This window comes from Stakelama flava (assembly GCF_019351405.1).
Taxonomy (GTDB): domain Bacteria; phylum Pseudomonadota; class Alphaproteobacteria; order Sphingomonadales; family Sphingomonadaceae; genus Sphingomonas; species Sphingomonas flava_A.
In genome coordinates this window covers 47,167-59,880 of record NZ_JAHWZX010000001.1, presented here as the reverse complement: position 1 = coordinate 59,880, position 12,714 = coordinate 47,167, and the positions used below count along the sequence as shown (strand labels likewise).

General features: G+C 64.6%; 11 protein-coding genes. 2 read left to right on the top strand and 9 right to left on the bottom strand.

Annotated features, from left to right (window positions below):
- Positions 1–8: 8 nt before the first annotated feature.
- A complete protein-coding gene (gltX, locus tag KY084_RS00240) occupies positions 9–1,502 on the bottom strand; it encodes a glutamate--tRNA ligase (protein WP_219236434.1) in 1,494 nt (497 codons plus the stop codon).
- Positions 1,503–1,521: 19 nt separating this feature from the next.
- On the opposite strand from gltX, the gene KY084_RS00235 reads away from it, so the two are divergent.
- Positions 1,522–3,645 carry a ComEC/Rec2 family competence protein gene (locus KY084_RS00235; protein ID WP_425516705.1) on the top strand — a complete coding sequence of 708 codons (2,124 nt, stop codon included), beginning with the start codon at positions 1,522–1,524 and terminating at the stop codon, positions 3,643–3,645.
- Here KY084_RS00235 and lexA read toward each other — a convergent pair.
- The 6 genes from lexA to KY084_RS00205 form a co-directional block, all read right to left on the bottom strand.
- Positions 3,642–4,316, bottom strand: coding sequence for a transcriptional repressor LexA (lexA, locus tag KY084_RS00230; RefSeq protein ID WP_219236433.1), 675 nt, complete (start codon positions 4,314–4,316; stop codon positions 3,642–3,644). The two genes, KY084_RS00235 and lexA, sit on opposite strands and share 4 nt — an antisense overlap.
- Positions 4,317–4,371: 55 nt before the next feature.
- Positions 4,372–5,559: a molybdopterin molybdotransferase MoeA gene (locus KY084_RS00225; RefSeq protein WP_219236432.1), complete on the bottom strand. Its 1,188-nt coding sequence runs from the start codon at positions 5,557–5,559 to the stop codon at positions 4,372–4,374.
- A gap of 100 nt (positions 5,560–5,659) precedes the next feature.
- On the bottom strand, positions 5,660–6,130 hold the full coding sequence (gene moaC, locus KY084_RS00220) for a cyclic pyranopterin monophosphate synthase MoaC (protein ID WP_219236431.1): 471 nt from the start codon (positions 6,128–6,130) through the stop codon (positions 5,660–5,662).
- 113 nt (positions 6,131–6,243) lie between these two features.
- Entirely contained in the window at positions 6,244–7,029 is a 786-nt protein-coding gene (gene trpC / locus KY084_RS00215; protein WP_219236430.1) for an indole-3-glycerol phosphate synthase TrpC, read from the bottom strand.
- Entirely contained in the window at positions 7,026–8,021 is a 996-nt protein-coding gene (trpD, locus tag KY084_RS00210) for an anthranilate phosphoribosyltransferase (protein WP_219236429.1), read from the bottom strand. Before trpD ends, trpC begins: the two co-directional genes overlap by 4 nt.
- Positions 8,018–8,602, bottom strand: a complete 585-nt coding sequence (locus tag KY084_RS00205; protein ID WP_219236428.1) for an anthranilate synthase component II — start codon at positions 8,600–8,602, stop codon at positions 8,018–8,020. Before KY084_RS00205 ends, trpD begins: the two co-directional genes overlap by 4 nt.
- A gap of 122 nt (positions 8,603–8,724) precedes the next feature.
- Between KY084_RS00205 and KY084_RS00200 the strand changes: the two genes are divergently transcribed.
- Positions 8,725–9,123, top strand: coding sequence for a hypothetical protein (locus tag KY084_RS00200; RefSeq protein WP_246586742.1), 399 nt, complete (start codon positions 8,725–8,727; stop codon positions 9,121–9,123).
- A gap of 6 nt (positions 9,124–9,129) precedes the next feature.
- Here KY084_RS00200 and trpE read toward each other — a convergent pair whose 3' ends face one another.
- Positions 9,130–10,632: an anthranilate synthase component I gene (gene trpE / locus KY084_RS00195; RefSeq protein WP_343227917.1), complete on the bottom strand. Its 1,503-nt coding sequence runs from the start codon at positions 10,630–10,632 to the stop codon at positions 9,130–9,132.
- Between the two features lie 9 nt (positions 10,633–10,641).
- The gene (locus KY084_RS00190; RefSeq protein ID WP_219236426.1) at positions 10,642–12,591 is read right to left on the bottom strand and encodes a peptidylprolyl isomerase; all 1,950 of its coding nucleotides are present in this window, start codon (positions 12,589–12,591) and stop codon (positions 10,642–10,644) included.
- Between the last annotated feature and the right edge of the window lie 123 nt (positions 12,592–12,714).

The window sequence follows — 12,714 nt, the reverse complement described above, 5'->3', positions numbered from 1 at the left end:
CATTTTTGTCATTGTCCGGCCGCTTCTGCCTGATCGGCAATGCGGCCGAGGCTTTCTTCACGCCCCAGCAGAAGGAGCACGTCGAAAATCCCCGGGGAGGTCTTTCGGCCCGTCAGCGCCGCGCGAAGCGGCTGCGCAACAGCGCCCAGTTTCACGCCGGCCTGTTCTGCCACATTACGGACCGCGGTTTCGAGCGTTTGACTATCCCAGTTTCCGAGCGCGTCAAGTGCGGCATGAACCTGCGACAGCAACGATCGGGCGTCGCCTTCAAGAAGTTTTGCCGCTGCTTCGTCCATGGCCAGCGGACGCGTGCGGAACAGGAACTGCGCGCCATCGGCGAGTTCGTCCAGATTTGCCGCACGTGGCTTGAGCACCGGCATGGCACGGTGAAGCAGTTCGCGTTGCCCGTCATCGATTGCGAAACCGATGCGCGGCGCCACCAGTTCCGTCAGCCGGGTATCGTCGCTTTCCCGAATATAATGACCGTTGAGATTTTGCAGCTTTTTCAAATCGAACCGAGCTGGTGACCGACCGACGCCAGCCAGGTCGAACAGCTCGGTTGCGCGTTCGCGGCTGACGATTTCTTCATCGCCATGCCCCCAGCCGAGGCGAAGCAGGTAGTTGGACAACGCTTCGGGTAAAATACCCATTTCGTCGCGATAGGCATCGACGCCCAGCGCACCGTGCCGTTTCGACATTTTCGCGCCGTCCGGGCCGTGGATCAGCGGGACATGGGCATATTCGGGAATGTCCCAGCCCATTGCCGTCATGATCGGCACCTGACGGAAGGCGTTGTTGAGGTGATCGTCACCGCGAATGACGTGAGTAACGCCCATATCATGATCGTCGACCACGACCGCGAGCATATAGGTGGGCGATCCGTCCGAGCGCAGCAGGATGAAATCGTCCAGTTCGCTGTTCTGGACGGTGATGCTGCCCTGAACATGGTCGTCGATCGTCATCGCGCCTTCGCGCGGCGCTTTCAGCCGGACGACGAAGGGCGCGCCTGCGGGAGCATCGGCGGGATCGCGGTCGCGCCAGCGCCCGTCATAGCGAAGCGGCTTGCCCGACGCGCGCTGCTCCTCGCGCAGCGCGGCAAGCTCCTCGGCACTGGCATAGCATTTATACGCCTGGCCCGATTCGAGCAGCTGGTATGCCACTTCGGCATGGCGGGCCGCGCGTTCGGCCTGGAAAACGGTATCCCCGTCCCAGTCGAGGCCGAGCCAGCGCATGCCGTCAAGAATCGCGTCGATCGCCGGCTGCGTGGAACGCGCCCGATCGGTATCTTCGATCCTCAACAGGAATGTACCGCCGTTGCGCCGCGCGAACAGCCAGTTGAACAACGCGGTGCGCGCACCGCCGATGTGCAGAAATCCGGTGGGCGAAGGCGCAAAGCGGGTGACGACCGGCTTTGCCTTCGCGGTATCAGGTGTTGCGCCCAAGCGCACTTGCTCCCAAGCTGGAAAAATTATGGCCAGTTCAGCCGCGCCTGCCCCTAGCATGGGGCCAACGCCGCTTCAAATGGCGGGTAGACGCCATATGGGGGCGCTTGGCCGCGCTGTCGAGCGCTGGCTTGCCGCTGAACGCGATCAATTGCCCCTGTGGTTGCCGGTAATGGTCGGGCTGGGCATCGCGGCATGGTTTCTGCTCCCCGATACGCCGCGCTGGGGCGCGTTCATTCTCGCCACGCTATCGCTGGCATTGATGGCAATCGCCACGTCACGCGGAGGGCGACTGACGCGCGCTGTGGCGATCGCCGGGTTCGCCGCCGCGATCGGCTGCGCGATGATCTGGTGGCGTGCGGAGCGCGTCACAGCGCCGGTATTGGCGCATCCCGGCGTTGCGCGGTTTACAGGCAAGGTGATCGCGATGGAGCCGTTGCCTGCGCGCAAGCTGGTGCGCCTGCGTGTCGCGGTGAGCGAGCCGCAGGCGATGCCGCCGGTCATTCGCGTCAATCTGGCCGAAAAGGATGTGCCGGAAGCGCTTTCGCGCGGGGCGTTGGTTCGCATGCGTGCATGGCTGATGCCGCCCCCGCCCGCAGCGCTGCCCGGCGCGTATGATTTTGCCAGGGTCGCGTGGTTTCAGGGTATCGGAGCGACCGGACGCGGGTTCGCGCCGGTTGAGGTCATCGAATCGGGCGATGCGCCTTCGGCCGATCTGCGTCACCGGCTGGCCGCACATATACGGTCGCGGCTGGCGGGTGACGCGGGAGCCGTGGCGGCGACGCTGGCCACTGGCGATCGCGGTGCGATCGGGGATGACGATGCGGAGGCGATGCGTCGGTCGGGTCTTGCGCATCTCCTGTCGATCAGTGGTCTGCACGTTACCGCCGTGGTCGGCGCGACAATGATATTGGTGCTGCGGTTGCTGGCGCTGATTCCCGGTCTGGCACTGCGTGTACGGCTTCCGCTGGTCGCGGCGGCGGCAGGTGCGCTGGCGGCGGTGGGATATACCTGGCTGACGGGGGCGCAGGTGCCGACGATACGATCGTGCATCGCGGCGCTGCTGGTGCTGGCGGCGCTGGCGTTGGGGCGCGAGGCGATTACGCTGCGTCTTGTCGCGGCGGGGGCGCTGGTCGTGTTGATCGCGCTGCCCGAATCGCTTGCCGGGCCCAGCTTTCAACTGAGCTTTGCCGCGGTGACGGCGATCGTGGCGCTGCACGAACATCGCGCCGTACAGAGATGGTTTGCGCGGCGTGAAGAGCGCTGGCCGGCGCGCCTCGCCAGGGGGCTATTGTCGCTGCTGCTGACCGGTATGGTGGTCGAATTCGCGCTGATGCCGATCGCGCTGTATCATTTTCACAAGGCGGGACTGTACGGCGCGGCGGCCAATATCGTCGCTATCCCGCTGACGACATTCGTCATTATGCCGGCCGAGGCACTGGCGCTGCTGTTTGATACAGTGGGACTGGGCGCGCCCTTCTGGTGGATTACCGGTGAAGCGCTGCATTTGTTGCTGGCGCTTGCCCATGCCACCGCAGGCGCGCCCGGTGCGGTGGCCGCGATGCCGGTGATGCCGTCGGGCGCGTTTGCCGCAATGGTCGGCGGCGGGCTGTGGGTGGCGCTCTGGCGAACCCGCTGGCGCTGGCTGGGCGTGGCCCCGGTGGCGGTGGGTGCGTTATGGGCGGCGCTTACCCCTGCGCCGGATATGCTGGTTTCGGCGGACGGGAGCCATCTTGCCGTTCGGACCGCCAATGACGAGATGGCACTGCTTCGCGAGCGGTCGGGCGATTATATTCGCGATGCCTTTGCCGCCACCGCCGGGTTCGAAGGCGACCTTACCCCGATTTCCGATCTGCCAGATGCGCGGTGCAGCAAGGACGTGTGCACTTTTCGGCAGAAATCGGGTGAAAGAAGCTGGACGATTCTTGCGACGGGAAGCGATTATCTGGTTCCGCGCAAAGCGTTGCAGCCCGCCTGTGCCGCCTCCGACATTGTGGTTTCCGATCGCCGGCTACCGCGCTGGTGCCGTCCGCGCTGGCTGATGCTTGATCGGCGAACGCTTGCGGCGACCGGCGGCGTCGCAATCAGCCTGATCGACAAGTCACTGCGCACCACGCGGCTGGGATCGGGCGACCATCCATGGGCCAATCCCCCGACGGTGATGCCGCCGCGCCCGTCGAAACGGACGCAGGCGAACCCTTAATAGCGGCGCAGCAACCCCGACAGTTTGCCCTGGATGCGAACCTGATCGGCGCCATAGCGTTGCGGATCATAGCTGCGATTGGCGGGATCGAGCCGGATCATCGCGCCTTCGCGGTGGAAATATTTCAGTGTCGCTTCATTTTCATCGACCAGCGCGACCACGATTTCGCCATCGCGTGCAACGTCGGTGCGGCGGATGAGTGCATAATCGCCGTCGAGAATCCCCGCTTCGACCATCGAATCGCCCGCGACTTCAAGCGCATAATGTTCGCCCGAACCGAGCAGCGCAGCCGGGACAGGCAGCATCTGCGCGCCTTCCAGCGCTTCGATCGGAACCCCGGCGGCGATGCGGCCGTGCAGCGGAATTTCGATGACGTCGTTGGCCGGTTGCGGCAGCGATGGCGTAGCGGCGGCCGGTTTGGACACCACGGCGGCGGAGGTGCGTGCGGCGCCCGAACGTTCGGGCATCTTCAACACCTCAAGCGCGCGCGCGCGATTGGGCAGACGGCGCAGAAAACCGCGCTCTTCAAGCGCACTGATCAGGCGGTGGACACCCGATTTCGACTTCAGGTCGAGCGCTTCCTTCATCTCCTCGAACGACGGGGAAACCCCGGTTTCGTTGAGGCGGTCGGCAATGAAACAGATCAGCTCGTGCTGTTTGCGCGTGAGCATGGGCGCCCTCCGTTGGGAACAGACGAAGAACTTCTAGGCAACGCCCGCGAACAAGTCAAGCGAGGGGAAGGATTTCCACCGAGTCGCCTTTCGCCCGGGGCGGATCATGCGGCGCACGGACGATCAGGCAGTCGGCGCGCGCTAGCGTTCGCTGCATCGACGAATCCTGAATTGCCGCGGCATGGACCGCCCCGTCGATGCGAGCGGCACGCATGTAATCGGTGCGTTCGCCATTGGCGGGGAGGTCCTCGCCCAGCGTAGCGACGGTGGTGCGCGGCGTGGTGTCGTTCGCGCCGCCGATGGCGGCAATCAGCGGGCGGAGGAACAAAGTGGCGGTGACGAAAGCGGAAACCGGATTGCCCGGCAGGCCGAGCACCACGGTGTCGCGCATCGTCCCCGCCATCATCGGCTTTCCGGGGCGAAGCGCGATGCGCCAGAAATCGATATTCGCGCCGCACGCCTCCAGCGCGGGGCGGACGAGATCATGGTCGCCGACCGACGCGCCGCCCGTCGTGACGAGGATGTCGGCATCAACCCCGCCGAACGCGCGTTCAAGGTCGGCGCTCGAATCGGGCAGAATGCCGAGGTCGATCACGTCGCACGGCAGATCGGCGATTAACGCGGCGAGCATCGTGCCGTTCGATTCGGGAAGCTGGCCGGGGCGAAGCTCACTGCCCGGCGGCACCAGTTCGTCGCCGGTGGCGGCGATGGCGACCCGCGCGGGTCGGCGCACAGGAAGGTCGCCATGGCCGCCTACCGCCGCGAGCGCCAACCGAGCAGGGCTTAGCCGCTCCCCGGCCGCGATCAGGCGGTCGCCTTGCGAAAAATCCAGTCCGCGCGGGCGGACGTTCCGCCCCCGATGCCCCGGCCCTTCGCCGTCGAGATAGAGCATGTCGCCGTCGCGACGTGCCTCTTCCTGCACCATCACCGTGTCGGTGCCGGGGGGCAGCGCCGCGCCGGTGAAAATGCGCACCGCCTGTCCTGTTTCGATTTTGGTATCATGCGGATGGCCCGCCGCGCTTTCGCCGACCACGCGCCACGGGCCGGGCAGGTCGGCATGGCGGATCGCATAACCGTCCATCGCAGAAAGATCGGTTTCGGGCTGGGTGCGGCGCGCGATAATGTCCTCTGCCGCCCAGCGCCCGGCGGCATCCTGCAGCGCGACCCGTTCGATTGCGGCGGGGGCGGCAAGCGCGAGCAGGCGGGCATATGCTTCGGCGACGGGGAGGAGCGGGGTGGTCATGCGCGCTGCTTGGCAGATTGAACGCGTATAGGACAGGGGGGCGCTGGTAACGAAGGCTTTGGGGCAGGGCTATGCGACTTTAACGGCGTGGCGCGCCGCGTCAGGCGGCTTGCCAGTCGCCCGACTTGCCGCCTTTTTTGGACAGAAGGCGAATGCCTTCGATTATCATGCCCTTATCGACCGCTTTTGCCATGTCGTATATGGTCAGCAAGGTGATGTTGACGGCAGTGAGCGCCTCCATCTCCACGCCGGTCTTGCCATCGGTGGCGGCGGTCGCGGTGGCGGTTACCCCGGTTTCGGTGAAGGCGAGGTCGATGGCAATCCGGGTGAGCGGCAGCGGGTGGCACAGCGGGATAAGCTCGCTGGTCTTCTTCGCCGCCTGAATCCCGGCGATGCGCGCCACCGCAAACACATCGCCCTTCGCCACGGCACCGTCGCGGATCGCGGAAAGCGCTTGTGCTGACATGGCGATGTGGCCGGTGGCGACGGCTTCGCGGGTGGTAACCGCCTTACCTCCGACATCGACCATGTGCGCGGCGCCGGAGGCATCGAGGTGAGTGAGATTGGCCATGAAGTGCGGAAAATCCGTTCGTGCTGAGCGTGTCCAGGCACGCTATTTGGCCACGGCGGCAGGAGAAAGAAAGGGCGGTCGCTTCGACTTCGCATGACGTAAGCGCGGCAGGGTCAGCCGATCAGGATGCGCGTTGCGGTTTCCACGTCGTCCTGTCGCATCAGGGCTTCACCGATGAGAAAGCAGCGGACGCCATGTTCGGCCATCGCGTCCAGGTCGGCGCGGGTGGTCAGGCCCGATTCCGCGACGAAGGTACAGTCGCTCGGCGCGCTGCTCACCAGTTCATAGGTGTGCTGAAAATCGACCGAGAAGTCTTTGAGATTTCGATTGTTCACGCCGATAAGGCGGGACTTCAGCCTCAGTGCGCGATCCATTTCATCGGCATCGTGCACTTCGACCAGCGCGTCCATGCCATGTTCAATCGCGGCGGCTTCGATCTCCGCCATCTGCGCATCGTCCAGCGCGGCGACGATGATAAGGATCGCATCGGCTCCCATCGCGCGTGCTTCGGCCACCTGCCAGGGATCGACCATGAAATCCTTGCGCAGCACGGGGATGTCACACGCGGCACGCGCTGCCTTTAAATACTCGGCGCTGCCTTGAAACCAGCGTTCGTCGGTCAGGACGGAGAGGCAGGCGGCGCCGCCCGCGGCATAGGCGCGGGCATGGGCTGGGGGATCGAAGTTCTTTCGGATCAATCCCTTGGAAGGCGATGCTTTCTTGACTTCTGCAATCAGGCCATAGCCGGTCGCGGCCTTTGCATCGAGCGCGGCGCGAAATCCGCGTGGGGCCGTTTGCGCCGCGATTCGTTCGCGCAAGCTGGTATCGCCGGTACGCGCCTTGGCTGCGATGACCTCAGCGCGCTTGGTTTCCAGTATCCGGTCGAGCATCGTGGTCATATATGAGCGATCCAGCGGTCGAGAAGCGAATCGGCAAGGCCGCTGTCGAGCGCCTCGGCAGCTTGTCCGGCCCCTTCGGTCAGCGATGCCGCACGGTTGGCGACCATCAGCGCGGCGGCGGCGTTGAGCAGCACCGCGTCACGATAGGGGCCGGACTCGCCTTTCAGCAGCGCACGCAGCGCGGCGGCATTGTACTTCGCATCCCCGCCGCGAATGGTGGTGAGCGGATGCACGGCAAGTCCGGCATTAGCAGGCGTTACACGGTCGGGCAGGCGTGCCTGACCAATGCTGGCGACGACGCTCGCCCCTTCGCAGGAAAGTTCGTCGAGACCCTCTTCGCCGGCGACGACTGCGGATGCTTCGGTGCCGAGCGCGGCGAGCGCAGCGGCGTAGACCGGAACATAATCGGGGCGCGCTATGCCGATAAGCTGACGCGTCACCCGCGCCGGATTGGCGAGCGGCCCCATCAGGTTGAAGATCGTTCGGCGCGCGATCTTGCGGCGGATTGGCGCGATGCGGGCCATTGCCGGGTGATGATTCACCGCGAAAAGGAATGCGATGCCGAGTTCGTCGAGCGTCGCCTGCGCATTGGCGGCCGCGCGATCGAGGTCGAGGCCAAGCGCTTCAAGGGTATCGGCAGCGCCCGATTTGCTGGAAGCGGCGCGGTTGCCGTGCTTGGCAACCGGAACGCCGCACGCCGCGACTACCAGACTGACCGCGGTTGAGACATTGAGCGTATGATGCCCGTCGCCGCCGGTGCCGCACACGTCGATCGCGCCCTCGGGTGCCTGTACGGGGATCATCCGGTCACGCAGTGCGCGTGCAGCCTCGGCAATCTCGATCGCGGTTTCACCGCGTTCGGACAGCGTGGTAAGAAACGCGATGATGTCGGCTTCCCCGGCACTTCCGTCGAGAATGGCCGCGAATGCCTCGCCTGCGCTTTCGTGCGACAGCGGCGTCGAGGCATCGGGAAGGACGGCCAGGCGGGTCATTCCGGAAGGTCGGCCTTCATCCCCGCGATCTTCAGAAAATTGGCGAGCAGGGCATGGCCATGTTCGGTCGCGATGCTTTCGGGGTGGAACTGAACGCCGTGAATGGGGAGCGATTCGTGACGAAAGCCCATCACGCTGGCATCGGCGGCGGTGGCGTTGACGCGCAGGCAGGGTGGCGTATCGGCAACGATCAGCGAATGATAGCGGGTGGCGGTAAACGGGCTGGGCAGTGCTTCGAACAGGCCGGTTCCGTCATGGTCGACCGGGCAGGTCTTCCCGTGCATCAATCCGCCGCGCACCACGCGTCCGCCGAAATGCTGTCCGATCGCCTGGTGGCCCAGGCATACGCCCATCAGCGGCTTGCCAGCATCGGCGCATGCGGCCACCAGGTCTAGGCTGATGCCCGCTTCGTTGGGCGTGCACGGGCCGGGCGAAATCAGGAATGCCTCGGCACCGCTCGCCAGCGCTTCGGCCGCGGTAAGCGCATCGTTGCGTTCGACGCGGACCTGCGCCCCCAATTCCATCAGATAATGGACCAGGTTCCAAGTGAAGCTGTCGTAATTGTCGACGACCAGGATCATGACCGGTGCCATAACGCTGCCTTGTTCCAGTGCAAGCCCCGGCGATGGAGCATTTGCGGACATCGGCCGTTCAGTTTTCGACGGGCACAGGCTGGTTAGCCGCGAACGGAAAAGGAAATGCGATGCAGCGGATGCTGTTTTTACTGGGTATGGCGGTTGCGCTGCCAGGCCATGCAATGGCGCAGGAAAAGTCGGAACCGCCGCACACGATTCGCAGCATCACCCTGTACGGCGATGAAAAATGCCCGCAGCCCAAGGACAAGGACGAAATCGTCGTTTGTTCGAACATGGGTGATTCGCCGTATCGTATCCCCAAGCAGTTGCGCGGCACGCCGCCCGATGTCCCGCACCAGAGCTGGGCAAACCGCGCCGCGATGACCGAAGAGGCGGGGCGGCATAATATTCCCAACAGCTGTTCGGCAGTGGGGACAGACGGTCAGACCGGATGCACCGCCCAGATGCTGAGCGAGTGGCGCGCGGCGCGCAAGGAAATCGAGGATTCGGAGAATGCGGGCCGCTGATCCGCGTTACTGGCCGTAATCGCCTTCGCCCGCTCGGCGAACCGCTTCGCGCGCCGCGGCCAGCAGGGCACCGGCCTTTGCCTCGCATTCGCGCTGTTCATTGGCCGGGTCCGAATCGGCGACGATACCGGCGCCTGCCTGAACATGCATCACGCCGTCCTTCACGATCGCGGTTCGCAGCACGATGCAAGAATCCATCGAGCCATCGGGAGAAAAATATCCCACAGCGCCTGCATAAGCGCCGCGTTTTTCGGGCTCCAGTTCGGCGATGATCTGACACGCGCGCACCTTCGGCGCGCCGCTGACGGTGCCTGCGGGAAAGCCTGCGTAAAGCGCATCAAGCGAATCGCGATCGTTGCGCAGCGTGCCGACCACATTCGACACGATGTGCATCACATGGCTATAAAATTCGACCGTATAGCTTTCGGTTACGCGCACGCTGCCTGACTGCGCCACGCGTCCGGTATCGTTGCGGCCCAGATCGAGCAGCATCAGATGTTCGGCGCGCTCCTTCGGATCGGCGAGCAGGCTGGCGCGGTTCGCTTCGTCTTCGGCCGCGGTTCGCCCGCGCGGGCGGGTGCCCGCGATCGGCCGGATGGTGATTTCGCCGTCGCGCGCGCGGACCAGAATTTCGGGGCTGGACCCGGTGAGCGAAAATCCCGGCAGGTCGAGATGATAGAGAAACGGCGAGGGATTGATCCGGCGAAGCGCGCGGTACAGTTCGAACGGAGGAAGCGGGAAGGGCGCGGTAAACCGCTGCGCGAGAACCACCTGAAAGATATCGCCCGCAGCAATATAATCCTTCGCCGCCGCCACCATTTCGCCATAGCGTCCGTCGGCGAGTTGCGGCCGCAGCGCCGGTTCGGGCACATCAGCGCGTGGTGCAGGCGGAAGCTTCGTCGTGGCGAGCCGCGCCGCAGTCGCTTCGAGTCGCCCGGCCGCTTCATCCGCGATCGCTTCCGCCGCCCGGTCGCCATCGGGCCAGGCGGGCGCGACCAGATACAGCGCATCGGCGAGGCGATCGAACACCAGTAATACTGTCGGACGAACGAACAATATGTCGGGCAGGCCAAGCGGGTCGCTGGCCGGTATCGCCAGCTTCTCGATCAGTCCGATCGTTTCATATCCGAAATAACCAACCAGTAGCGCAAGGGCACGCGGCAAGCCATCGGGCACGTCGGCGCGGCAGGATATGACAAGGTCGCGCAGCGCGGCAAGCGTAGGCTTTTCGCATGCGGTGAAGGCATCGCGATCGATCAGCCATCGTCGGTTGATCTGCGCACTGCCGCCTTGCGCGCGAAAGATGAGATCGGGGGCAAGGCCAAGCAGGCTGTGGCGGCCGCGCACCGACCCGCCTTCAACCGATTCGAGCAGGAAATCGCCGCGGTCCGGTTCCATCAGACGCAGCGCGGCGGCAACCGGGGTTTCGGTGTCGGCGATGCGCCGCTGCCAGAGGAGCGCCGGTTTGCCCGATTTCAGGCGGGCAATCGCATCATCGCGTCCGTTCACCACCGCCGGTCAGTCCGCCGCCGATGCGTTGCCGCCCAGTTCGGTGCTGATCTTGGCAACCGCCTGCGGGTTCTGCTTCACGCCGACATCGCGCCGGACCGCGCGGGCGAACTGATCGGCAAGTTCGTTGCCGATAATCGTTCCCAGTCCCTGCTGCGTGCCGTTGACCAGATCCTTGTTGTCCGATGCGTCCTTGCGGTCGATCTTGTCGAGCTTCACGACGAAATACCCCTGATTGTCCGGCGCCTGAATCAGCTTGGCATCGCCTTCGGTCATCGAAAACAGCATCACCACGGGCGGGGGCACCTTGCCCTGTTGGCGGGCGAGATCGCCGCGGGCAAGATCCACCTTTTGCGGCGGGGGCGCGGCGACGCCGCTATCGCGAACGGCCTGCGCGACCGATGTCCCCTTCTTGATCTTGGCCACCGCATCGGCAGCGAGCTTGCGCGCCTTTTCGGAAGCGCGATGTGCGATCAGGTCGCTTTCGACCTGCTGTTTGATGGCGTTGAGCGGCTTTGCCTGTTTTTGAACGACATTGCCCAGCGCCACGAGCGCGAAGCCGCCATCATCGCCCACCTGAACGAGTTGCGGCGAATCGCCCTGTTGCGCGGCGAAGCCCGCTTCGATGACGTGCGACAGCTGGGGGGCGGGCGCCTGATCCGGATTTTCGGGGTTGGTGCCGTTGGCAAGCACCGGCGGCGTTTTCGCCGCTTTGAGCGCACCATTGTCCTTGACGAGTTCATCAAAGGTCGAACCGTCAAGAATACCGTCGTTGATCTTGTCCTGAAGGTCGGCCAGCGCCTGCTGCACCTTTTGCTGCTTCAGTTCGCCGGTGAGTTCCGGCCGCGCTTCGGCAAGCGATTTGCCCGGCACGTTCACTACGCCGGTGACCTTGCCCACATACCAGCCCAGCGCCGCCTTGACCGGTCCGATCGCGCCGCCTTCCTTTGCCTTGAACGCAGCGGCGGCAAGCTCGTCCGAACTCTGCTTGGCAAGGTCGGCCTGCGTGGCGGTGTCGAAATGGCTCGCTTCCAGCCCGATCGCCTTGGCTGCCGCGTCGACCGATGTGCCCGACGCGATCTTCTGGGCGACCTGCTGCGCCTGTTTCTGGTCGGAAACCACCACTGCCTGCACAGTGCGTTTCTGCGTTGCCTGAAAGCGCGCTCCGGCCGCCTTGTATGCCTGCGCAATTTCCACATCGCTTGGCTGCGCCTGGCCGGCAACGCTGTCGGGCGTGACGATCGCATATCGGATCACCCGGCGCTGCGGGATCGTATAATCAGCGATGTTCTGTTTGTAATACGCCTGAATCTGCTTGTCGTCGGGCTTATCGCCCTGCGCAAGCGCGGCGGTGGGGATCAGGCCGATCGTGCCGTGCCGTTCTTCCAGCAGCAGCGCGGCGTATGGCAGCGCAATTTGTTTGGGAAATTGCCGCGCCCCGGCGGTGGGGGCCATCAGCCATTGGGCCATCAGTTCGCGGCGAATGTCGCCGCGCACCTGATCGGCAGTGATACCGCGCGCTTTCAGAAGCTGGTCGAACTGTTCCTGGCTGAACTTGCCGTCAATGCCCTGAAACGCGGGGATGCTGGCGATTTCGCCATCCACGACCTTCTGCGAAACGACCATGCCGGAATCATGGCCGAATTTATCGAGCGCGATGCTGTTAACCACCTGACCCAGCACCTGATCGACGCCGCCCTGTGCAATGAACTGCGCCATGGTGATGTCGGGATTGCGCTGGCGGGCGCTATCGACGGCCTGTTGAATACGTTCGCGGAACTCGTTGGTCGTTACTGCTTCGCCGCCTACTTTCGCCACCGTGTCGGCGGCGGGCGCGCCGCCGGTCATCGACGAACCGATGCTGGTGAGCCCGAAGGCGAGCGCGATCACCACCAGGCCGGTCATCGTGACGATCACGCCCACTTTTGAATGGGTGAGGCGACGAAGGAAACTGAGCATGAAGTGCCTTTGATGAAAGGAATCCGGATCGAAGCGCCGCTTTAGGGCGGTGGGCGTCCGCCTTCAAGCTTGTGCCGCGCGCACCCGGCGTTAGGGGTAGGGCCATCATAGCGGGGAGAGCAA